Below are 24,818 nucleotides of genomic sequence, written 5' to 3'. Positions count from 1 at the left end.
CCCGGCAGGACGCCGGGTTAGCCGCACTGGGCCAGGGATGGCCCATTGCGGCGGCCCACGCTGCAAAGCCTGCGTTCGGGCACACCGAGCCTGGGCGAGGTGCCGAGTGGTGGGGCGAAGGCCTTTTGGTTACTTTTGGGCCTTTCCAAAAGTGACCCGCTGTAAGAGCGGAACCATAAGTGGCCGTTACCGCAGGAACGGATATGTACGCAGACAAACCGTTATCGCAGGCAAGCCAGCGCCCGCATCTGGATCGGTGCACACCCCTCAAGACACCACCTCCCCAACCCCAACAACTTCCAACCACCACCTGGCCAACCCCAAAACATTCGGCGCCTTGAGCAACGTAAAGTGATTCCCCCCGCCATACCAAACCTCCAACCCACCTCCCTGCCCTCGCCAGCCTTCGATCATCAACCCCTGCTCACGCTGGTTCCCCGCCGAATCCAACGCCGGGTCCTGCGCCAACACCAGGCGCACCACCCCGTCATACCGCCCTTGCGGCTGATACACCGTGCGCAACGCCGCCGCGTAAGTGCGCGCCGGCCCATCCATCGCCTCCAGCGCCGCACGCGCCGGCAACAACCCCACACTCACCATCCCCCCATGCAACGCTTGTCGCTGCGCCACCTCATCGCGCCCGGCAAAGTCCACAGGATCAATCCCCAGCGACTTCCCAGCCGCCAACTGCATCGCCTCGATCAACCGCAACAACGCCGCCGTCGAGGTATATGCCTTGCCCGCACGCCCCGGCGACTCGCTGTCGATCACCGTCAACGACCCCACCTCACGCCCCATTGCCTGCAAGCGCAGCGCCATTTCCAGTGCCACCCAGCCGCCGAACGAATGCCCCACCAGATGCACTGGCCCTTCGGGGCACTCCTGTTCCAGCGCCGCCAGGTAACACTGGGCCGCCGCTTCCACCTGGCTATGGGGCACCGCCTCGCCATCCAGCCCCCGCGGCTGCAAGCCATACAGCGGCCAGTCGCGCCCCAGCGCTTCGCTCAAACCCACAAAGCCGGTGACGCTGTCTCCCGCGCCTGGCACGCAGAACACCGGCGCATAACCGGCGCGCCCGCTCTGGATACGCAGCAAGGGTGAGTGCGCAGCGCAACTCACCGGAGTACTCGCCGCCAGCGCTCGGCTCATGGCCTGGCCAAGGCTCTGGATATGCGGCGCCTGCATCATGCTCTGGTGATCCCCCGGCACCTGCACCTGGCGCAGTTGCCCAGGCGCCAGGGCGATGTCCCAACCCAGCGCGGCACTGCGCCGCGACAGTTCGGTAGGCCGCTGCTCGGCGCTGAACAAGTGAACCGGAATCGGCAGCGGGAACAGGCTGTAGTGGGCCAGGGCATGCCCATGCCCGACTTCCCGTTGCAAAAAGCTCAGCAGGTCGGCGTCCGTCGCCGCTGCCATTTGCGCGTATAGCAAACCTTGATCGCGACAGCGTTGCAGCAGAGCCGCAAAGTCCAGCTGTCCAAGGCCTGCCTCCAGTTGTTCCAGGTTCGCCAGCTCATCCACACCTCCCTGTGCCTTCCAATAGGCCGTGCACTGCAACAACAAATGCCGCTTGAGGGCATCCGGCCCGCTCCAGCGTGACTTGCCCTGGTCGGTCATGCGCGGCACGTAGCTGTCGATCAAGCCCAGAAACGCCACGGCCTCATCCTGCCCCAGCAACTGCATGGCAACTTCATAGGCAAGCACCCCCCCAAAGGACCACCCCGCCAACCGGTAAGGACCGTGGGGCTGGATCTGGCGAATCAGCCCGACCATGCGCGCGGCCAGGCCTTCCATGCTGTCCAGATGCGCCTCGCCGAGCGCCAGGCCCGGCAGGCCATATATCGGGTAATCGCCAGGCAGGTGCTGGCCCAGCGCAGGGAAGTACACGTCCATGCCACTGAACTCATGCACCAGGAATAACGGTGCCTGCGCCCCGCGGCTACGCACTGTAATCACCGCCGTCTCAGGTAGCACGTCGTCACCGCGCAGGCGCAGCAGCGCCGCGACCGAGGCCACGCTGGCATGCTCGAACAGCTCGGCCAGCGACACCAACAACCCGGCCTCGTCCAGCCGATTGACCAGGCGAATCGCCAACAAGGAATGCCCGCCCAGTTCGAAGAAACTGTCATGGCGCCCCACCTGCTCAAGCTTCAATACCTCGGCCCACAGCTGGGCCAAGGTCTGCTCCAGCGCATCGACCGGTGCTTCAAATGTGCCGCTGGCCGAAGCGTCCCACTTCGGTACGGGCAAGGCTTTGCGATCGACCTTGCCATTGGCCGTCAACGGCAGTTGCTCAAGGATCACAAAGGCCGACGGCACCATGTAGGCCGGCAAGTGCGTCTGCAGATAAGCACGCACCGGCTCGATGCCGACCGGCTCGCCCGCACAGGTGAAATAGGCCACCAGGCGTTTGTCCCCCGGCACGTCTTCGCGGGCCAGCACCACCCCCTCGCGGATTCCGGAGAATGTCGCCAAGCGTGCTTCGATCTCACCCAGCTCAATGCGAAAGCCACGGATCTTCACTTGATCGTCATTGCGCCCGATGCACTCCAGCAGGCCGTCTGCGGTCCAGCGTCCGAGGTCGCCGGTGCGGTACAGCAAGGCGCCTGGGTTGAACGGGTTTTGCACGAACTTTTCCGCCGTCAACTCAGGGCGGTTCAGGTAGCCCTGGGCGACACCGTCGCCGCCGATGCAGATTTCGCCGGTCGCCCCCAGGGGCAGCAGGTGCAACTGCGCATCCAGCACGTAGACCTGCGTGTTGGAAATGGGTCGCCCTACCGGCACGCTGTCGGCTTGAGTGGCAATGGCGCGCACTTCAAAAGTGGTGGCGTAGGTGGTGGTCTCGGTCGGCCCGTAGCAATGCACCAGGCGCAGCCCCGGAGCCAGCCCCAGCAGGTTGCGGAACGCCGCCGGGTCGGCACGCTCGCCGCCGCACAGCAAAATACGCAAGCCGGCCAGGGCCTGGGGAATCAGTTGCACATACTGGTTGAACAGCGCCGTAGTGACGAACAGCACCGTCACGCCGTTGAGTGCCGCGCCGAACGCCAGCGGGTCGAGCAAGGTGGCGTGGTCGATCACCTGCACCTGACCGCCGTTGAGCAACGGCCCCCAGACGTCCATGGTGCTGGCATCGAAGGCGGGGTTCGACGCGAAGGCCACGCGGTCATTGGGATTGAAATCGGCGTAGCCGTTGTTGAGCACCAGGCGCGTGATGCCACGGTGAGGCACCAATACGCCTTTGGGCATGCCGGTGGACCCGGAGGTGTACATGATGTACGCCACGCTCTGCGAGGATTGCGGCAGGCCCGGGTTGTGGTCGGGGTGCGAGTCAAGGCCCAGGGTGTCCAGGTCCAGGCGCTGCGCCGCGCTCTCCACGCTGCAGTCGCTACCGGTCAACAGCCAGGCCGCGCCGCTGTCTTGCAGCATGAAGCCCTGGCGTTCGGCCGGCGCGCTGATGTCCAGCGGCACATAGGCGGCGGCGCATTTGAGAATCGCCAGTTGGCTGACCAGCAACGCCACCGAGCGTGGCAGCAGGATCGCCACGTTATCGCCGGGGCACACACCCAGGCCGAGCAGGTGATGGGCCAGGCGGTTGGCGCGGCGGTTGAGTTCGCCATAGCTTATCCGTTGTTCGCCGTGCAGCACCGCCACCGCGTCGGGGCGCGCCTGCGCCTGGGCTTCGAACACCTGCTGCACGCTGTGTTCACGTGGGAACGCACGAGCCGTAGCGTTGAAGCCCTCAAGCAGTTGCTGGCGTTCAGCCAGGGGCAGGATCGGCAAACCACTGAGGACGATGTCGCTGCGCTCTTCCAGTGCCTGCACCACCTGCACCAAGGCGTTATGCAGGTAGTCGCCCAAGCGTCGGGCCCCCTGCCCCATGGCCGTGAGGCTGAAACCTTCACCCAGGTCATCCACACTCATCGACACGCCGTAGTGGGTGTGTTCCTCGGTCTTGAGCACCTCGATCCCCTGCCACGCCTCGGCCACGCCCCCGGCCTGGAGCGCACTGTGACGGTAGTTGAACAGCACGCTGAACAACGGCGTGGCCATGGGTACGCCGCTGCAACGCTGGGCCAGCGCCAAAGGCGCGTGTTCATGGCTGAGCAATTGGGTCAGGCGGCCATGGGTGGCACGCAGCGCGGTCAGTACCGAGTGTTCACCCAGGTCGACTCGCAGCGGCAAGGTATTGATAAACACCCCCATGGCGCGCTCGGCACCTTCGCCGCCTTGCAGGCGACCGAGCATCACCGTGCCGAACACCACCTGTTCACGGGCGCAGACCGTGCCCAGCACATGGGCCCAGGCCAGGTGCATGAGGCTGGCGGCGCTGACTCCCGCTTGACGCGCCTGGTGGCGCAGGCGCCGACTCAACCCCAGGTCGAGACTCACCTTCACGCGCTCATCGGCACCCAGGTGCGGTACGTCGGTGGGTTCGTCGACCTCAGCGAGCATCTCGCGGAAAAACGGCTCGTGGTCCTCAGCGCCCAGACGAGTCTGGGCCACGTAGTTGCGGTACGGCACGGGCGCGGCCAAGGTGTCTTGCGTGCCCAACAGGAAAGCCTGCATTTCCTGTTGCAGGATGTCCAACGCGATGTGGTCCATCACCAGATGGTGGAACAGCAACGTCACCACCACCCGCTGCGACTCCTCGGCATACACCAGGCGCATCAAAGGTGCCTGGGCGAGGTCCAGGCGTGGCGGCACCGAGCCGTTTTCAATACGTAATGAGGCGGTACGCCATACCACCTGCACCGGCTCCTCCAGCCCGTCCCAGTGGAAGGATGAACGCAGGATGTCATGGCGCTGGATCACCGCCTGCAAGGCATGGGCAAAGGCGTCCAGGCGCAGGCGGCTGTCGAAGGCAAACTGCGCCTGCAGCACATAGGCGTCCTCACCTTGCACGGCGCGATGCTGATACAGGATGCCGGCCTGCAAGGGTGCCAGCGGGTAAATATCCTGCACATTCGCCGCGCCGCCGGGGATGCTGGCAACGATGCGCTCGATGGCAGCGGGGTCCAGGGTGATCAGCGCAAGCATGTCCGGCGTAATCCGGGTGCAATCGGGCGCAATGCGATTGGCCGGCACCGTCACTTCACGCCCACCGCCCAAGGCCGCAGCCAGGGCGGACAACGTCGGTTGACCGAACAGCACTTTCACATCCGCCGACAAGCCCAGGCGGCGCATGCGCCCGATCAGGCTGACTGCCAGCAATGAGTGGCCACCCAATTCAAAGAAATTGTCATGCCGACCCACGCGCTCCACGCTGAGCAATTCGGCCCACAGTGCGGCCAGGGTGATTTCCGTATCACCCACGGGCGCTTCATAGTCGCGCACGCTCAACGCGTCCAGGCCCGGCGCCGGCAGTGCCTTGCGGTCGAGCTTGCCGTTGGGGCTCAGCGGCAGCGCCTGAAGGTGCATAAAGCTCGTCGGCAGCATGAATTCCGGCAGGTGTTGCAGCAGGTGGGCGCGCAGGCTTTCGACGTCGCTCGGCACGCCGGTGTAATAGGCGATCAGGCGCTGCTCGCGGGCAATCACGGCAGCTTCCTGCACCGCTGGATGCTCGGTCAGGCGCGCCTGGATTTCCCCCAGTTCGATGCGCAGGCCACGAATCTTCACCTGGTCATCATTGCGCCCCAGGTACTCGAGAGTGCCGTCGGGCAAGTAGCGACCCACGTCACCGGTACGGTACATGCGCCCCGGGGTAAACGGGTCGTCGAGGAAGCGTTCGGCTGTCAGCTCGGGACGGTTGAGGTAACCCCGCGCCACCTGCACGCCGGCGATGAACAATTCACCGACCACCCCCAACGGCACCGGCTGCAACTGCTCGTCCAGTACATACAGGCGCGTATTGGCAATCGGCTTGCCGATGGGGGTGTTATCCGGCACCACGGCGCCTGCGCAGCCCCACGCGGTGACATCCACCGCCGCTTCGGTGGGGCCATACAGGTTGTACAAGCCAACCCCCGGCAATTGCTGTTTGAAGCGCCGTACCAGGCTGCCCGGCAGGGCTTCGCCACTGCACATCACCCGCACCAGCCCGGCGGCCTGGCTGACATCGCCGTGGGCCAGGAACACGTCAAGCATCGACGGCACAAAATGCAGCGTCGTGACCCCCTCGGCCTCGATCACCTGGCACAGGTAGTCAGGGTCTTTATGCCCACCAGGACGAGCCATGACCAGGCGTGCGCCGGTGAACAGCGGCCAGAAGAACTCCCACACCGACACGTCGAAGCTGAACGGGGTTTTCTGCAAGACCGTATCGCTGGCGGTCAACGCGTATTCGTCTTGCATCCACAGCAAGCGGTTGACCACCCCAGGGTGTTCGTTGATCACGCCCTTGGGCTGGCCGGTGGAGCCGGAGGTGTAGATCACGTAGGCCGCCACGCTGGCCGCCTGCGGGTTATGGGTGGGCTGGTGCTGCCAGGTGGGCGAATCCAGGTTTACCACCGGCACCTCGCCCAGCAACCCAAGGGTGCTGGACTGGCCCAGCACTACCGTCGGCGCGCTGTCGTGGAGCATGTAGGCGATGCGTTCCAACGGGTAGGCCGGGTCCAGCGGCACATAGGCGGCGCCGGCCTTGAGGATCGCGTACAGGCCGATGACCATGTCCAGGCCACGCTCCACGCAGATCGCCACCCGCGCCTGGGGCTGCACACCCAGGGCTTGCAGGTGATGGGCCAACTGGTTGGCGCGCGCGTTCAGTTCGGCATAGCTCAGTTGCTGCGCGCCCGCCTTCAGGGCAATGGCCTGGGGTGTACGCAGTACCTGGGCTTCAAACAGGCCGTGCAGGGTCTGGTCGAGGTTGTACTCAACGGCGGTGGCGTTGAAATCCACCAGCAGTTGCCGACGCTCGCGCGCATCCACCAGCGGCACCTGCGCCAGCACCGCCTGGTCGTTATCGACCATGGCCTGCAACACGCGGGTGAAATAGCCGACGTAACGCTGCATCGTCGATTCGTCAAACAGGGCCACGGCATATTCCAGCGCACCGAGGATGCTGCCCTGCACTTCCCCCAGGTTCAACGACAGGTCGAACTTGGCGAAATGGCTGTTCTCGACAATGCTCTCCAGGGCCAGGTCGCCCAGGGCCAGGGTCGGCGCGCTGCTGTCCTGCCAGCTCAGCAGGGTCTGAAACAGCGGGCTGTGGGCCAGGCTGCGCGGCGGCCGGGTGATTTCCACCACCTGCTCGAAGGGCAAGTCCTGATGGGCCTGGGCTTGCAGCGTCAACACCTTGACCCGCGCCAGCAACGCCTCGGTGCTCAGCTCGCCCGAGGTGTCGATACGCAGCGCCAGGGTGTTGACGAACAGGCCAATCAGCCCTTCGACTTCGGTGCGCATGCGGTTGGCCACCGGCGTGCCGATCACCAACTCGGGCTGCCCGGACAAGCGCGCCAACAGTGAAGCCCAGGCGCTCATCAAGGTCATGTACAAGGTGGTGCCATGGCGTTGGCTCAAGGCCTTGAGCCCGGCGGTGAGGCGTTCATCCAGGCGCACTTCGACGCTGCTGCCAGCGTAGTCCTGCTGCGCCGGGCGCGGGCGGTCGGTGGGCAAGGTCAGCAACGCCGGCGTACCGGCCAACGCCTGTTGCCAGTAGCTGCTTTGGCGCTGCAGCACCTCGCCGCTCAGCCACAGGCGTTGCCACACGGCAAAGTCGGCGTACTGGATCGGCAAGGGAGGCAGCGGGTCGGCGTGGCCGTGGCTGAAAGCCTGGTACAGCGCCATCAGCTCGCGGGTCAGCACGCCCATGGACCAGCCGTCAGAGACGATATGGTGCAGGGTCAGCAACAGCACATGGTGATCATCGGCCATCACCACCAGGCGCCCGCGCAGCAACGGGCCGCGCTCAAGGTCGAACGGTGCCGAAGCTTCGCCGTGGATCAGCGCGTCCAGGGCCTGTTGCGGCTGCGGATGGCGACGCAGGTCCTGCACTTGCAGCGGCAATACCTCTTCGGCCGGCACGACCAGCACCTGGGCCTGGTCACCCTGCTGGGCGAAGCGGCTGCGCAGGGTTTCATGCCGCGCCACAATGCGCGCCAGGGCCCGTTGCAACGCTTGCACATGCAACTGCCCGCGCAACCGCAAGCCGATGGGAATGTTGTAGGCGGTGTTGGCCCCTTCCATCAAGGCCAGGAACCACAGGCGTTGCTGGGCGAAGGACAGCGGCACGTCCTCATCACGGTTGGCCGGCAAGATATCCGGCAAGGTGCTGCGACCGGCCTGGGCCAGTACCTCGGCGACCGCCGCCAGTTCGGCGTTGGCAAACAGGTCGCCCAGCGCCAACTCGACGCCCAGCCGCTGGCGCACCTGGGACACCATGCGCATGGCCAGTAGCGAATGCCCACCCAGCTCAAAGAAATGGTCATAGCGCCCCACGCGCTGCACCTGCAACACATCGGCCCAGATCTGCGCCAGCACGGTTTCGATTTCGCCCAGGGGCGCGGCGTACTCGCGGGTAAAGACGGCGGCCATGTCCGGCGCCGGCAGGGCCTTGCGGTCAAGCTTGCCATTGGCCGTCAGTGGCAGTGCGTCGAGTTTCATGAACGCGACGGGCACCATGTAGTCCGGCAGATGCGCCACCAGGTGGGCGCGAATCTGGGCCACCGTCAGCGGGTCCAGTTGTGGGTTTTCGGTGAAGTAGGCCACCAGCCGTTCTTCACGCACCACCGCCACCGCTTCCAGAATCCCGGGCAACTGGTTGAGCTGGGTTTCGATTTCGCCCAGTTCGATGCGCACGCCACGGATCTTCACCTGGTCATCGTTGCGCCCCAGGTAGTCGAGCGTGCCGTCTGGCAACCAGCGCACCAGGTCGCCGGTGCGGTACATGCGTCCTTCGTTGAACGGATCGCGCACAAAACGCTCGGCGGTCAGTTCCGGGCGGTTGAGGTAACCGCGTGCCACGCCCTTGCCGCCCACGTACAACTCCCCCGCCACCCCCAGCGGCACCGGACGCTGGTGTGAGTCGAGCACGTAGACCTTGGCATTGGCCATGGGTTTGCCGATATGCAACGGCTGGCCCGCCTCGACCTTGCCGGAAGTGGCCACCACCGTGGCTTCGGTGGGCCCGTAGTTGTTGATCAGCTCAAAGCGCTGTGCCCGCCCGAACTGGCGCAGGCGGTCGCCACCGACCAGCAAGGTGCGCAAGGTCGGGTGCTCGATGTTCTGACTGAAGGCGTATTCCGCCACCGGCGTCGGCAGAAAGCTCACATCCAGTGGCTGCGCGCACCACCAGGCCAGCAGTGCGTCGATATCTTCGCCGCCCTCATGGGCCGGTGGCAGGTGCAAGGTGGCGCCCACACACAGCGCCGGCCACACTTCCCAGGCCATCGCGTCAAAGCCGAAGCCGGCAACACTGGCGGTATGCCGCCCGGCGCGCAGGTCGAAGGCGCTGCAATGCCAGTCCACCAGGTTGGCGACGCTGTGGTGTTCCACCATCACCCCCTTGGGCAAGCCAGTGGAGCCGGAGGTGTAGATCACATAGGCGAGATTCGTCGGGCCGACGGCGATTGTGGGATTGCTCGCCGAATGGTGCTGCCAGGTGAAGCGGTCCAGGTTGATCACCGGCACTTCCAGCACCGGCAGGCGCGTCAGCAACGCATGCTGGGTGAGTACCGCCACCGGCGCGCTGTCGCTGAGCAAATAGTGGAGGCGCTCGGCCGGGTGGGACGGGTCCACCGGCACATAACCGGCGCCGGCCTTGAGAATCGCCAGCAACCCGGCCAGGGTGTCGAGGCCGCGCCGCGCGACAATCGCCACGCGGTCGTCGGGCTTGACCCCCAGCGCCAGCAGATGATGCGCCAGCAGGTTGGCTTGCTGGTTCAATTCGGCGTAAGTCAGTTGCCGGCCCTGATGCACAGCGGCAATCGCGTCCGGCGTGAGCCTAGCCTGGGCTTCGACGCGGCCATGCAGGGTGGTGCCTTGGGGGAAAACGGTCTGGGTGGTGTTGAACTGTTCCAGCACCAAGCGCTGTTCGGCAACGGGCACCACCGAGAGTTGATCAAGCGCGGTATGGGGGGCCTGCTCCAGTGCGCTCACCAGGTTTTCCAGCGCGGTGTGCAGGTAGGCGCAGACGCGCTGAGGGTCAACCAGGGTGCTGGCCAGCAAACTCAGGCCGAAGCCCTCACCCAGGTCGTCCACGCTCAGGGTCAGCGGGTAGTTGGTGCGCTCCTCGGCGCGCAGTGCGGTGATGCCGTGCCAGGCCGACACCGCCTCGGCACTGGCGGCGGGCGCGCTGTGGCGATAGTTGAGCAGCGCGCTGAACAGCGGCGTCGGCGCGAGCACGCCACTGCAACGCTGGGCCAGGGCCAACGCCGCGTGCTCATGGCGCAGCAAGGTGGTCAGGCGTGCGTGGGTGGCCTTGACTGCGGTGCGTACGTCCTGGGCGTCTACGTCCACGCGAAACGGCAAGGTATTGATGAAAATGCCCAGGGCGCGGTCGGTGTCATGGCTGCCCTGCATGCGCCCCATCAATACGGTGCCGAACACCACCTGGGCTTTGCCGGCCAACACCCCCAGCACCTGGGCCCAACCCAGGTGAAACAGGCTGGCGGCGCTCACGCCCAGTTGGCGCGCCTGCCCGCGCAAGCGCTGGGCCAGTGCCGGCGCCAATGGCAGGCTGACTTCAGCGATGCCCCGCGCATCACCTTGCACGTCCTGCAGACCGAACGGCAAGGTGGGCTCGCTGATATCGCCGAGCATCTGCCGGAAGAAACGTTCGTGCTCCTGCTCACTGATCCCCAACCGCGCCTGCGCCACATAGTTGCGAAACGGTACGGCCTGGCCCAGGGCCGCGCCTTGGCCCAACAGGCACGCCTGCATTTCGTGGCACACCACGTCCAGGGCGCTGTGGTCGAGCGCCATGTGATGGAACAACAGGGTGGCGACGATGCGCTGGTTGGCCGGGTCTTCAGCGCGAACCAGGCGCAGCAACGGCGCCTGAGTGACGTCGAGGCGATAGTGGCGGGCATCAAACAGGTCATGCAGTTGCGCGGCGATATCGCCGTCGGCCGGGTCCAGCATCAAGGCTTGCACCGGCAGGCGTGCCTGGCGCCACACCACTTGCGAGGGTTGCGTCAGGCCATCCCAGACCACCCCGGTACGCAGGATGTCGTGACGGTCCATCACCCGTTGCAGCGCCTGGGCAAACGCATCGAAACGCGCAAGGTTGTCAAAGGCGAACTGCGACTGCATCACATAGGGGTCACCCTGCTCGGCACTGACATGGTGGAACAGGATGCCTTCCTGTAACGGCGCCAGCGGGTAGATGTCCTGGATATTCGCCACGCCGCCCTGCACCGTGGCGACAACGCGCTCGATCTCGTCTTGGCTCAGGGTCGACAGGGTCAGCATGTCGGGAGTGATGCGCTCGGCATTGGCCGGGATGCCATTGGCCGGTACCTGCACCTCACCGGCCTTGGTCGCGGTGTATTCAACGGCCTTGATCAGTTCGATCAGCGCCGGCTTGTGTTCACGCAAGGCGGCCAATATCGCCGGGTCGCTCAAGGCTTGCTTGTTGCCGTTCACCGACAATTGCTCGCCCTTGAGCGCCAGTTGCACATCCTTGGTTTTCAGGGTTGCCAGCAGCTCGAGGATGTTCACAGGACGATCTCCATTCGTTCGGTCATTGCGGCGTAGCCGGCCAGGGTCGGTTGTTCGAACAAGCCCCGCACATCGGCTTCCATGCCTTCCTGGCGCAGGCGCCCGATCAAGCTCACGGCAAGCAGCGAGTGCCCGCCCAGTTCAAAGAAGTTGTCGTGGCGCCCTACCCGCTCCACCTTGAGCAGCTCGGCCCAGAGTTGGGCCAGGAGGATCTCGGTGTCGCCTTCGGGCGCCGCGTACTCACGTACCTGCAACGCGTCCATACCCGGTGCAGGCAGGGCCTTGCGGTCGAGCTTGCCGTTGGGGCTCAGGGGCAAGGCGTCCAAGTGCATGAACAGCGCCGGCACCATAAAGTCAGGCAGGTGCTGCAACAGTTGGGCGCGCAGGCTTTCGATATCGGTGGGCGCGCCGGTGTAATACGCGACCAGGCGCTGGTCACGGGCGACGACCACGGCGTCCTTGACCGCCGGATGCTCGATCAGGCGCGCCTGGATTTCTCCCAGTTCAATGCGCAGGCCACGGATCTTCACCTGATCGTCGTTGCGCCCCAGGTACTCGAGCGTGCCGTCGGGCAAGTAGCGGCCCAGGTCACCGGTGCGGTACATGCGCCCGGGGGTGAACGGGTCGTCGAGGAAGCGCTCGGCGGTCAGCTCAGGACGGTTCAGGTAACCCCGCGCCACTTGCACGCCGGCGATGAACAGCTCACCGACCACGCCCAGCGGCACCGGCTGTAACTGCCCATCGAGTACATACAGGCGGGTGTTGGCAATCGGCTTGCCGATCGGGGTATTGTCCGGCACCTCAGGGCGTGCGCAGTTCCAGGCCGTCACGTCCACCGCCGCTTCAGTGGGGCCATACAGGTTGTACAAACCAATCCCCGGCAACTGCTGCTTGAAACGCCGCACCAGGCTGCCCGGCAAGGCCTCGCCGCTGCACATCACCCGCACCAACCCCGCCGCCTGGCTGACATCGCCGTGGGCCAGGAATACATCGAGCATCGACGGCACAAAGTGCAAGGTGGTGATGTGCTCCGCCGCGACCACCTCGCACAGGTACGCCGGGTCCTTGTGCCCTTCAGGGCGCGCCATCACCAGACGCGCGCCGGTGAACAGCGGCCAGAAGAACTCCCACACCGACACGTCGAAGCTGAACGGCGTTTTCTGCAACACCGCATCGTGAGCCTTGAGGCTATAGGCGTCCTGCATCCACAACAGGCGGTTGACCACCCCCGCATGTTCGTTGATCACGCCCTTGGGTTGGCCGGTGGAACCGGAGGTGTAGATCACATAAGCCGCGTGTTGGGCAATGAGGTTTGGTACTTGCGGGTTGGTGGGGGGTTGGTGTTGCCAGGTGCTGTGGTCGAGGTCGACTACCGCCACGTCCCCCAGCAGGGTGCGGGTGGCGCTTTGGGCCAGCACCACCACCGGCGCGCTGTCGTGCAGCATGTAGGCGATGCGCTCTGGCGGGTACGCCGGGTCCAGCGGCACGTAGGCACCGCCGGCCTTGAGGATGGCGAACAGGCCGACGACCATGTCCAGGCCGCGCTCGACGCAGATGCCCACCCGTGCATCCGGGCGTACACCGCTGTCACGCAGGTGATGGGCCAGGCGGTTGGCGCGTTCATTGAGTTGCTGGTAGCTCAAGGTGTGCTCGCCGGCCTTCACCGCCACGGCCTGCGGGGTACGTACAACCTGGGCTTCAAACAGCCCGTGCAGGGTCTGGTCGAGGTTGTAGTTCACCTCGGTGGCGTTGAACTGCACCAGCAGTTGTTGCCGCTCTTGCAGCCCCAGCACCGGCAGGCGGTTCAGCGCCTGGTGCGGGGCCTGCTCAAGGGCTTCGACCAGACCGCTCAACGCGTTATGCATATAGCCGCACACCCGTTGCGCATCCACCTGGGCCAGGGCGGTGAACGCGTAGCCGTCGCCCAGGTCGTCCACGTTCAAGGTCAGCGGGTAATTGGTGCGCCCGTCATTGACCAAGGTCTGCATGCCTTCCCATGCCAACTGCGCATCCGCCGAACGGGTGGCGGCGCCGCGATGGCGATAGTTGAGCATCGAGCTGAACAAGGGCGCCGGGGCCGCTACGCCACTGCAACGCTGGGCCAACGCCAGGGAGGCGTGTTCATGGCCGAGCAATTGGGTCAGACGCGCATGGGTGGCCCGCACGGCGGCGCGGGCGCCCTGGTCGTCGATATCCAGGCGCAGCGGCAAGGTGTTGATAAACACACCCAGGGCGCGGTCGGCGCCCTCGCCGCCTTGCAAACGGCCTACCAGCACCGTACCGAACACCACCGTGTGGCGCGCCGATACCGCGGCCAGCACCTGCGCCCAGGCCAGATGGAACAGGCTGGCAGCGCTGACCCCCAGCAGCCGCGCCTGGCTGCGCAGGCGGCGGTTGAGCTGGCTGTCCAGTTGCAGGGTATGTTCATCGATGGCATTGCCGTCGCAGCGCACGTCCTGCCAGCCGAACGGCAACGTCGGTTCGTCGACATCGCCCAGCATCTGGCGGAAGAACTGCTCATGCTCCTGTTCGCTGACACCCAAACGGGCCTGGGCCACATAGTTGCGATACGGCATTGGCGCGGCGGTGGGTGCTGCGTGGCCCAACAGGTGGCCCTGCATTTCGCGCAACACCACGTCGAAGGCGGTGTGGTCCAACACGATATGGTGATAGAGCAACACCGCCACCACGCGCTGGTTGGCCGGGTCCTGGGCATACATCAGGCGGATCAGCGGCGCCTGGCTGATCTCCAGGCGATACCGCCGCGCATCAAACCGCTCGTGCAGGCCGGCGAGTACGTCACCTTCCAGTTGCAGTTCCTGCACGCACAACTGCGCCTGGCACCACACCACTTGCAGCGGTTGCGCCAGGCCCTCCCACACCACCCCGGTGCGCAGGATGTCGTGGCGGTCGATCACCTGTTGCAGTGCGCGCATAAAGGCCTGCAGGCGCTCGACACCGTCAAACGCCAGGTGTGATTGCAGCAGGTAAGGATCGCCCTGCGCCGCCGTGAGGTAGTGATAGAAAATCCCTTCCTGCAACGGCGCCAGCGGGTAGATGTCCTGCACGTTGGCAGCGCCGCCAGGCACCTGGGCCACCACCTGGTCGATCGCCGACTGGTCGAGGTCCACCAGGGCCAGCATGTCCGGGGTGATGCGCTCACAACCGGCACTGATGCGATTGGCCGGCACCTGCACTTCGCGGCCACTGCCGACAGCGGCGGCCAGCGCGGCCAGGGTTGGCTGGCTGAACAACACGCGCACATCAGCGCTGAGGCCGGCCTGGCGCATGCGCTCGATGAGGCTGACGGCCAGCAATGAATGGCCGCCCAGTTCGAAGAAGTGGTCATGGCGACTCACTTGCTCCACCTGCAACACCTCGGCCCACAGCCGCGCCAGGGTGGTTTCGACGTCACCCTGGGGGGCTTGGTATTCACGGCTGAGCAAGGCGCACTGGTCTGGCTCTGGCAATGCCTTGCGGTCCAGTTTGCCGTTGGCGGTCAGGGGCAACTGATCAAGCCGCATGTAGGCGACCGGCACCAGCGCCTCGGGAAGTTGGGCTTGCAGGTGCGCACGCAAGGTCTCGATCTGCAGCGGGCGCTGTTCGGTGAACCAGGCCAACAGGCGGCCTTCGCGCACCAGCACCACGGCCTCGCGGATGCCGTCCAGTGCCGTCAGGCGGCTTTCGATTTCACCCAGTTCAACCCGCACGCCGCGCAGTTTTACCTGGTCGTCATTACGGCCCAGGTACTCAAGGTTGCCATCGGGCAGCCAACGCACCAGATCACCGGTGCGGTACATCTGCCCTGGGTTGAACGGGTCTTGCAGGAAGCGCTCGGCCGTCAGCTCGGGACGGTTCAGGTAACCCCGCGCCACGCCGCTGCCGCCCACATAAAGTTCACCGGCCACACCCACCGGTACCGGACGCAGGTGCGCATCCAGCACGTAGCTGGTGGCATTAGCGATGGGCCGGCCGATATGCAACACCTGCCCGGCCCGCACGCGGCCGGAGGTGGCAACCACCGTGGCTTCGGTGGGGCCGTAGTTGTTGACCACCGCAAAGCGCCGCTCCTGGGTGAACTGACGCAGGCGGTCACCGCCGATCAGCAGGATGCGCAAGGTGGGGTGCTGCTGGGGCAGGCTGAACGCGTACTCGGCCACCGGGGTGGGCAGGAAACTCACGTCCAACGGCTGTGCCAGCCACCAGGCCAGCAGTTCATCGATGTTTTCGTTGCCGATGTCGGCGGGTGGCAGGTGCAGGGTCGCGCCGACGCACAGGGCCGGCCAGACTTCCCAGGCCATGGCATCAAACCCCATGCCGGCCACGCTGCTGGTGTGGCTCACCGCTGTCAGACCAAAGGCCTCACAGTGCCAATGCACCAGGTTCTCCACGGTGCGGTGTTCCACCATCACGCCCTTGGGCAGGCCGGTGAAGCCGGAGGTGTAGATCACATACGCCAGGTGCGCGGGCGTCAGGGCGGGCAGTTGCGGATTGCTGACGGCGTGGCGCTGCCAACCGGGGTCCTGCAGATCGACCACGGCGACGGGCCCCAGCAGCTCCCGCGTGCTGGTCTCGGCCAGCACCGCCACGGGCGCGCTGTCTTGCAACAAGTAGGCGATACGCTCGGCGGGGTACGCCGGGTCGATCGGCACATAGCCCGCGCCAGCCTTGAGAATGCCCAACAGCCCCACCAGCATCTGCGGGCCGCGAAGGCAACACAATGCCACGCGGTCATCGGCTTGCACGCCGAGTTCCAGCAAGTGATGAGCCAACTGGTTGGCCCGTTGATTGAGCTGCTGATACGTCAGCGCCTCGCTGCCTTGCTGCACGGCAATGCGATGGGGCTGGCGCTCGGCCTGCACCTCAAACGCACCGTGCACCGTCTGGCCACGGGGGAAGTCGTGGGCAGTGGCGTTGAACTCGCGCAGCACCGTGTCGCGCTCTGCGGCGGGCAGAATCGGTAACTGGCGCAGCGCGCGGTGGGGCGCCGTCTCAAGGGTGGCAACCAGTTGCTCCACGGCGCTGAGCATGTAGTCGCACAGGCGCTGCGCGCCGATTTGCGGCACGGCCAGCACGCTCAGGCCAAAGCCTGCGCCCAGGTCATCCACGCTCAGGGTCAGCGGATAGTTGCTGCGTTCTTCACCGCCCAGCAGTTGCACGCCTTCCCAGATGCCGTGGCCGTCGCGGGCCATTTCGCCTGGGTTGCTGTGGCGGTAATTGAGCAAGGCGCTGAACAACGGCGTGCTGGTCGGCACACCGCTGCAACGCTGGGCCAGGGCCAGTGACGCATGCTCATGCCCGAGCAAGGCGCTCAAGCGTGCATGGGTGGCTTTGACCGCCTGCGCTGCGCCGGCTGCAATATCGACCCGCAGCGGCAAGGTGTTGATAAACATCCCCAGCGCACGGTCTGCGCCCTCGCCGGCTTGCATACGGCCCATCAGCACCGTGCCGAATACCACCTCGTCGCGGCCCGAGACCAGGCCCAACACCTGGGCCCAGGCCAGGTGCATCAGGCTGGCGGCGCTGACCCCCAGTTGGCGCGCCTGCTGGCGTACGCGCTGGGCCAGGCCCGCTTCCAGGTGCACCTCGACTTCTTCGATTGCACGACCATCGCCCTGCACATCCTGCAGGCCAAACGGCAAGGTGGGCTCGTCGACCTCGGCGAGCATGTCGCGGAAAAACTGCTCATGCTGCGCCACACTGACGCCCAGTCGCGCCTGGGCCACATAGTTGCGAAACGGCGCGGCGGCGGGCAAATCCTGGGCCTGGTTGAACATAAAGGCACGCATTTCCTGGCCGACCACTTCCATGGCGGTGTGGTCCAGCGCCAGGTGATGGAACAGCAGGATCGCCGCGACCCGGTTGTGCGCCGGGTCCTGGGCATAGACCATGCGCAGCAAGGGCGCCTGGGTAATGTCCAGGCGGTAGTGACGCGCATCGAAACGCTCATGCAGTTGCGCCATCACGTCGCCGTGTGCCGGGTCGAGCATCACCTCGTGCACCCCCAAATGGGCGGTGCGCCACACCACTTGCACCGGGCTTTCGAGCCCTTCCCACACCACAGCGGTACGCAGAATGTCGTGGCGCGCCACCACCTGTTGCAGCGCGCCCATAAAACCGTGCAGGCGCTCGGCAGTGTCAAAGGCCATGCGCGATTGCAGCAGGTACGGGTCGCCCTGCTCGGCGCTGATGTGGTGGTAGAGAATGCCTTCCTGTAGCGGCGCCAGCGGGTAGATATCCTGGATATTCGCTGCACCACCCGGCACGCTGGCGATAATCCGCGCGATGGCCTGCGGGGTGAGTTGCACCAGGCTCAGCATCGACGGTGTGATCTGTATGCAGCCGGTGGGGATGCCATTGGCCGGCACCACGATTTCTCTGCCGCTGCCCACGGCTGCCGCCAGCGCGGCCAGGCTTGGCTGGCTGAACAACACGCGCACATCGGCGCTCAGGCCCACCTGGCGCATGCGTTCGATCAGGCTGACCGCCAGCAACGAATGCCCGCCCAATTCGAAGAAGTGATCATGGCGCCCCACGCGTTCAAGCTTGAGCACGTCCTGCCAGATCTGCGCCAGCAGGCTTTCCACCTCGCCTTGTGGGGCTTCGTAGCCACGGCTGATCAAGGCAGCCTGGTCGGGTACCGGCAATGCCTTGCGGTCGAGCTTGCCGTTGGCGGTGAGCGGCAACTGCGCCAGCCACACATAAGCCGAAGGCACCATGTAATCGGGCAACCGGCCTTGCACATGAGCTCGCAGGGTTGCGATATCCAACGTTGCGTCGGCGGTGTAATAGGCCACTAACCGTTTGTGGCCAGGCTCGTCTTCGCGAACCGATACCACAACGTCCCTGATCCCGGCACAGGCACACAGGCACGCTTCGATTTCACCGGGTTCGATACGAAAGCCACGAATCTTCACCTGCAGGTCATTGCGCCCCAGATACATCAAATTGCCGTCGGCTCGCCAGCAGGCCAGATCACCGCTGCGGTAGAGTTGGCCATCGCCGAATGGGTTCGGGACGAATTTTTCCGCGCTCAGCTGAGGCAGATTCAAGTAGCCTTTCGCAACGCCCGCACCGCCGATATAGAGCTCGCCGGTCACACCCACGGGCAGCGGTTGCTGGCGCGCGTCCAGTACATAGGCCTGAGCGTTGGCAATCGGTCGACCAATCGGAATAGCGCCCTCGCCAAGGGTAGTGATCTCAAACGTGGTGGAGAACGTGGTGGCTTCGGTCGGGCCATACCCATTCAGCAGATGCTGGGGTTTGCCGAGCTTGAGTACCCGGCCAATCACCTGAGGGTCAAGCACGTCGCCGCCGACGATCAGGTAGCGCAATTGGCGGAACACCGGCATCAACGCATCGGCGTACTGATGAAATAGCCCGGCGGTCATCCATAACACGCTGACCGCCTGTTCCCGCAACAGCTCGGCGAACGCGGCTTGGGATAACAACTGCACCTGCTCGACCACCACCACACAACCGCCATTGAGCAACGGTGCCCACACCTCGAGGGTGCTGGCGTCAAATGCCGGGTTAGAAGCAAAGGCCACCCGGTCGTGGGCATTGAATTCGGCAAAACCGTTGTTCAGCACCAGCCGCGAGATGGCGAGGTGGGGCACTTGCACGCCCTTGGGCGTCCCGGTGGAGCCGGAGGTGTAGAGGATGTAGGCAACGCTCTGCGCGGATTGGGCCAGGTCGGGATTAGCGGGCGACTGCGTGTCCAGATCCAACTGCGCCAGGTCGTCCAGCACATGGCGTGCGCCGCTGTCTTTGACGATGAAAGCCTGGCGTTCGACAGGCGCGTTGACGTCCAGCGGCACATACACCGCAGCGCACTTGAGGATCGCCAGTTGGCAGACCAGCAGATCCAGGCAACGCGGCAAGGCAATCGCCACGCTTTCGCCCGGCTGCACCCCCTGGCTGATCAGATGATGGGCCAGGCGGTTGGCACGGCGATTGAGGTCACGGTAGCTCAGTGACAGCTCGCCCTGCACCGCCGCCGACGCTTCAGGGCGGGCCAGCGCCTGGGCTTCAAACAGTTGCGAGACAGTAAGTTGCGAGGGGTATTGCCGGGCGGTGGCGTTGAAACCTACCAGCACTTGATGACGCTCGGAAGGCGGCAGGATCGACACCGCCTGCAGCGGCGTGGTCGGCGCATGTTGCAGCGCGCTCACCACATGGCGCAACGCGGTGAGCATGTACTCACCCACGCGTTGCACATCCAGGTGCGCGACGCCTTGCACCGTCAGCGCAAAGCCACTCCCCAGGTCATCAACGTTGAGCACCAGCGGATAGTTGCTACGTTCTTCGGAGCTGAGAATCTCGATACCGGAAGCGGCAAAGGGGTTGTCCCCCGGCGCTTCATCGGCTGCGCTGTGCCGGTAGTTGAGCAAGGTGCTGAACAGCGGCAGCGAGCCCGGCACGCCACTGCAACGCTGGGCCAGGGACAACGAGGCATGTTCGTGCCCGAGCAGTTGCGCCAGGCGCGCATGGGTGGCGCGCACGCCGGCCTGCACGCCGACGCTGCCAACGCTGACCCGCAGCGGCAAGGTATTGATAAACATCCCCAGCGCCCGGTCCGCGCCCTCGCCGCCCTGCATACGGCCCAGCAACACGGTGCCGAATACCACCTCCTGCTGGCCAGACACCTGGCCCAGCACCTGGGCCCAGGCCAGGTGTACCAGGCTCGCGGTGCTCACGCCCAGTTGCCGCGCCTGTTCGCGCAAGCCCAGGTTGAGCGCAGGCTCCAGCGGCAGGCGCGCTTCATGGATGCCGCTGCCGTCACCATTCACGTCCTGCAAGCCGAAGGCCAGGGTCGGCTCGTCGATGTCGCCCAGCATCTGGCTGAAGAAGGCTTCATGCTGGGCCTGGGTGACACCGAGGCGGGCCTGGGCCACGTAGTTGCGATACTGCACCGCGTCAGGCAGTTGCGCGCTGTGGCCATGCAGGCTGGCACTCATCTCTTTGACCAGCACGTGCAGGGCCGTGTGGTCGAGGAGGATATGGTGCAGCAGCAAAATGCCGACCAAGCCGTGGCTGTCCTGCGCATACGCCAGGCGCATCAGCGAGGCGCGTGACAGGTCCAGGCGATAGTGGCGTGGGTCGAAACGCTGTTGCAGATGCCCCAGTGCATCACTGCCCAGCGCATCCAGGCGTTCGATCACCAAGGGTGCCTGGCGTAACACCACTTGCACCGGCTCTTCCAGGCCCTCCCAGAGGATGGCGGTGCGCAGGATATCGTTGCGCTCGATCACCGTGTGCAGCGCGTTGACAAACCCGTCGACGGCGCCCTGGTCGTGAAACCGCAACTGCACCTGCAACACGTAGGGGTCGCCCTCGGTGGTCGCCAGGTGATGGTAGAGAATGCCGGCCTGCAACGGCGCCAGGCCATAAATGTCCTGCACGTTGGCAACGCCACCGGGCACGGCCTCAAGGATATGGCCGATAGCGGCCTGATCCAGCTCGACCAGGGGCAGCATGTCCGGGGTGATGGCCTGGGTGTCTGCTTGAATAAGGTTGGCCGGCACCTGCACGGTCTGCTGGCCGCCCACCGCCGCAGCGAGCGCCGCCAAGGTCGGTTGGCCGAACAGCACGTGCACATCGGCGCTGAGGTCGACCTGGCGCATGCGTTCGATCAGCTTGACCGCCAGCAGCGAATGGCCGCCGAGTTCGAAGAAATTGTCCTCACGACCGACACGGTCGACGTTGAGCAGGTCTTGCCAGAGCATGGCGAGGGTGGTTTCCACCGCCCCCTGGGGCGCCGCATACTCGCGCCGGGCCACGGCGTCGGCATCGGGTGCGGGCAAGGCCTTGCGGTCGAGTTTGCCGTTGGTGGTCAACGGCAGCGTATCCAGGCGCACGAAGGCGCTGGGCACCATGTGTTCGGCCAGGCTCAGCAGCAGATGGTCACGCAGGGCGGCCACGTTGAGTTCGCCATCGCTGATCACATAGGCCACCAGGCGTTTATCGCCCGGTTGATCTTCACGGGCGATCACCACCGCATCGCGCACGCCGCTGGCAGTGGCCAGGTGCGCCTGGATTTCACCCAGTTCGATACGAAAACCACGGATCTTGACCTGGTCATCGTTACGCCCCAGGTACTCGACACTGCCGTCGGCCAGCAGGCGGCCGAGGTCGCCGGTCTTGTACATGCGCAAGCCGGTGGCCGGGTCGGCAAGGAAGCGTTCGGCATTCAGCGCTCGGCGGTTGAGGTAACCACGCGCCACCCCGGCACCGCCCACGTACAACTCGCCCACCACACCCAGGGGCAAGGGCTCATGGCGCTCATCCAGCACATACAACTGCAAATCGGGAATACGCACGCCAATCGGGCTCACGCCGACCAAGTGCGCGTCGGCCGCTTCCAGCGCACGGTAGGTCACATGCACGGTGGTTTCAGTGATGCCGTACATGTTCACCAGTTGCGTACCGGCATTCACTGCCCGTGCGTACCACGGCTTGAGCATGCCCGGTTCCAGGGCTTCGCCGCCGAAAATCACTTGGCGCAAGGAATGGGAATGGGACTGGGCACTGTTGCCCTGGGCCGCGATCAACTGACGGAACGCGCTCGGCGTCTGGTTGAGGATGCTCACCCGGGCGTCGCACAACAGCGCGTAGCACTCATCCGGCGAGCGGCTGACCAGTTGCGGCACGATCAGCAACTGGCCGCCGTGCATCAGCGCGCCCCAGATTTCCCACACGGAAAAGTCGAACGCGAAGGAATGGAACAGCGCCCACACATCGTGCGGGTTGAACCCGAACCAGTGGTGGGTAGCGCTGAACAGGCGTGCGACCTGGCGATGCTCGATCATCACGCCCTTGGGCTGGCCAGTGGAGCCGGAGGTGTAGATGACGTAGGCCAGGTTGGCCGGGCTCAGGTGCAACCCAGGGTTGGTGATGGGCAACGGGCCCAGGTGGTCCAGGTCGATCCGGGCCAGTGCGCCGACCTGCTGCGCCGTGTTGGCCTGCACCAGTACCGCCACCGGCTGGCTGTCGGCCAGGGTGTAGGCGATGCGTTCCTGGGGATAGGCCGGGTCGATGGGCACATAGCCCGCACCGGCCTTGAGAATGCCAAGCAGGCCGATGATCATCTGCGGGCCACGCTCCACGCAAATCGCCACGCGCGCGTCGGGGCACACGCCGTGGGCCAGGAGCGCGTGGGCGACCTGGTTGGCGCGTTCGTTGAGTTGGCGGTAGGTCAGGACGTGGTGCTCGAAGCGCAACGCAATGGCATCGGGCTGGGCAGCGGCATGGGTTTCGACTTGCTGGTGGATAAGTTGGGTGTCGGCGTAATGCGTGGAGCAATGATTCAAGGTGTGCAGCAAATGGTGGCGTTCAGCGTCAGGCAGGATGTTCAGGCCGCAGAGCGGCATATCCGGTCGTTGTTCAAGGGCGTCGGCCAGGCTTTGCAAGGCCGTATGCAGATAACCCGCAACCCGCTGCGCGCCAATGGACGCATCAACCATCACGGTCAGGGCGAAGTCTTCACCCAGGTCATCGACGTTCAGGGTCAGCGGGTAATTGGTGCGCTCCTCGGCGCCCAACACCTGGATGCCGTCGGCGACTGCGATCACCGCCGCCATGTCGGTGGCGGCGCTGTGACGGTAGTTGAGTATCGCGCTGAACAGCGGCGTAGGCGCAGCCACGCCGCTGCACCGTTGTGCCAGCGCCAGGGACGCATGTTCGTGATCGAGCAAGCGCGTGAGACGCTCATGGGTGATCTTGACCGCAGCGCGCACGCCCTGCTCACCCACATCCACCCGCAGTGGCAAGGTGTTTATGAACATGCCCAAGGCCCGCTCACCGCCCTCGCCTGCGCCCATGCGCCCGAGCATAACGGTGCCAAATACCACCGCCTCCCGCCCCGAAACCGCACTCAGCACTCGCGCCAAGGCCAGGTGCATCAGGCTCGCCACACTCACCCCCAGCGGGCGCGCCATGCTTCGCAGGCGGCGGCTCAGAGCGCTGTCGACGGGAATGCGCACTTCGTCGATCCCCTGGCCGCCGCCCTGCACATCTTGCAGGCCGAACGGCAGCGTCGGTTCATCGATATCCGCCAGCATGTCGCGGAAGAACGCCTCATGGGCATGCTCGCTGACGCCATGGCGCACCTGGGCGATATAGCTGCGAAACGCTACCGGTGCAGGGGCCTGGGCTTGCTGCCCGGCCAGGTACAGCTGGATCTCATGCCGAACGCCATCCAGGGCCGTGTGGTCAAGGATGGTGTGGTGGAACAGCAACATCGCCACCACCCGCTGGTTGGCCGGGTCGTCAGCGAACACCAGGCGCAGCAGCGGCGCCTGGCCCAGGTCCATGCGATAAGCGCGGGCATCATAGCGAGCGAGCAATTGAGCGAGGCGGTCAGCACCGTCCAGAGGCACCTCTTCGCAGGCCAGCACAGCCTTGCGCCACACCACTTGCAGCGGCTCGTCCAGGCGCTCCCAGACCATCGAGGTACGCAGGATGTCGTGACGGTCGATGACCCATTGCAACGCCTCGGCAAAGGCCTCAAGGCGTGCGCGGCTGTCGAACACGAACTGCGCGTGCAGCACGTAAGGGTCACCCTTCTGCGCCGAAAGATGGTGATAAAGCATGCCTTCCTGGAGCGGCGCCAGGGGGTAGATATCCTGCACATTCGCCGCGCCGCCTGGGACCGCCGCGACGATGCGGTCGATGGCCGGCTGGTCGAGGTTGACCAGGGCCAGCATGTCCGGTGTGATGCGGTAGGCCGGGCTCAGCCAGTCACCGCCATGTTCGGCGACCAACTGCAACAGTTGGGGTTTGTGCGCGATCAATTGATCCCAGAGCGCGTCGTCCAACGCTTCGTCATCGCCCAGGACGATCAGGTCGCCCTCTTCGGTCTGCAGACGGATCGCATGGGTGGAGATCGCTGCCAGTAAGTCGCTGAACTGCATGGGTAACCTGCCTGATAATTCACGGTTGACGAGAATGTCCGTATTCAGTTTTGCCGCTTGGATCGGCAGTGCCGGGCGCCCAGGAAAAAATAGCGGGCGCAGCCGAGGGCCTGGAGTGGCTTCCGGCAGGCTTGGAAAATTAAGGTATCTGTGGGCTGGGGGGTGACATGGGAAGCGGGGACAAGTGCCCGGCTGAAGGGTTCCGCCGGACTCTGGCGGTTACCCCTCTCTGTGGATGCCAAGGCGGCCCGGAGCTGACAGCCTCAGGGTAAACAAGGTGCGCGGGACATGGTAAAACAGCGCCGTGCC

General features: G+C 65.2%; 2 protein-coding genes. Both read right to left on the bottom strand.

From position 1 onward, the window contains the following. Positions 1-267: 267 nt before the first annotated feature. Positions 268-11,595: a non-ribosomal peptide synthetase gene (locus FXO12_RS02595; RefSeq protein WP_057974885.1), complete on the bottom strand. Its 11,328-nt coding sequence runs from the start codon at positions 11,593-11,595 to the stop codon at positions 268-270. Beyond that, the gene (locus tag FXO12_RS02590; RefSeq protein ID WP_160049516.1) at positions 11,592-24,509 is read right to left on the bottom strand and encodes a non-ribosomal peptide synthetase; all 12,918 of its coding nucleotides are present in this window, start codon (positions 24,507-24,509) and stop codon (positions 11,592-11,594) included. Before FXO12_RS02590 ends, FXO12_RS02595 begins: the two co-directional genes overlap by 4 nt. Positions 24,510-24,818: the final 309 nt, after the last annotated feature.

Origin of the sequence: Pseudomonas sp. J380 (assembly GCF_009827115.1) — a bacterium.
Lineage (GTDB): Bacteria > Pseudomonadota > Gammaproteobacteria > Pseudomonadales > Pseudomonadaceae > Aquipseudomonas > Aquipseudomonas paracarnis.
This window is presented reverse-complemented; position numbering and strand designations above follow the sequence as displayed.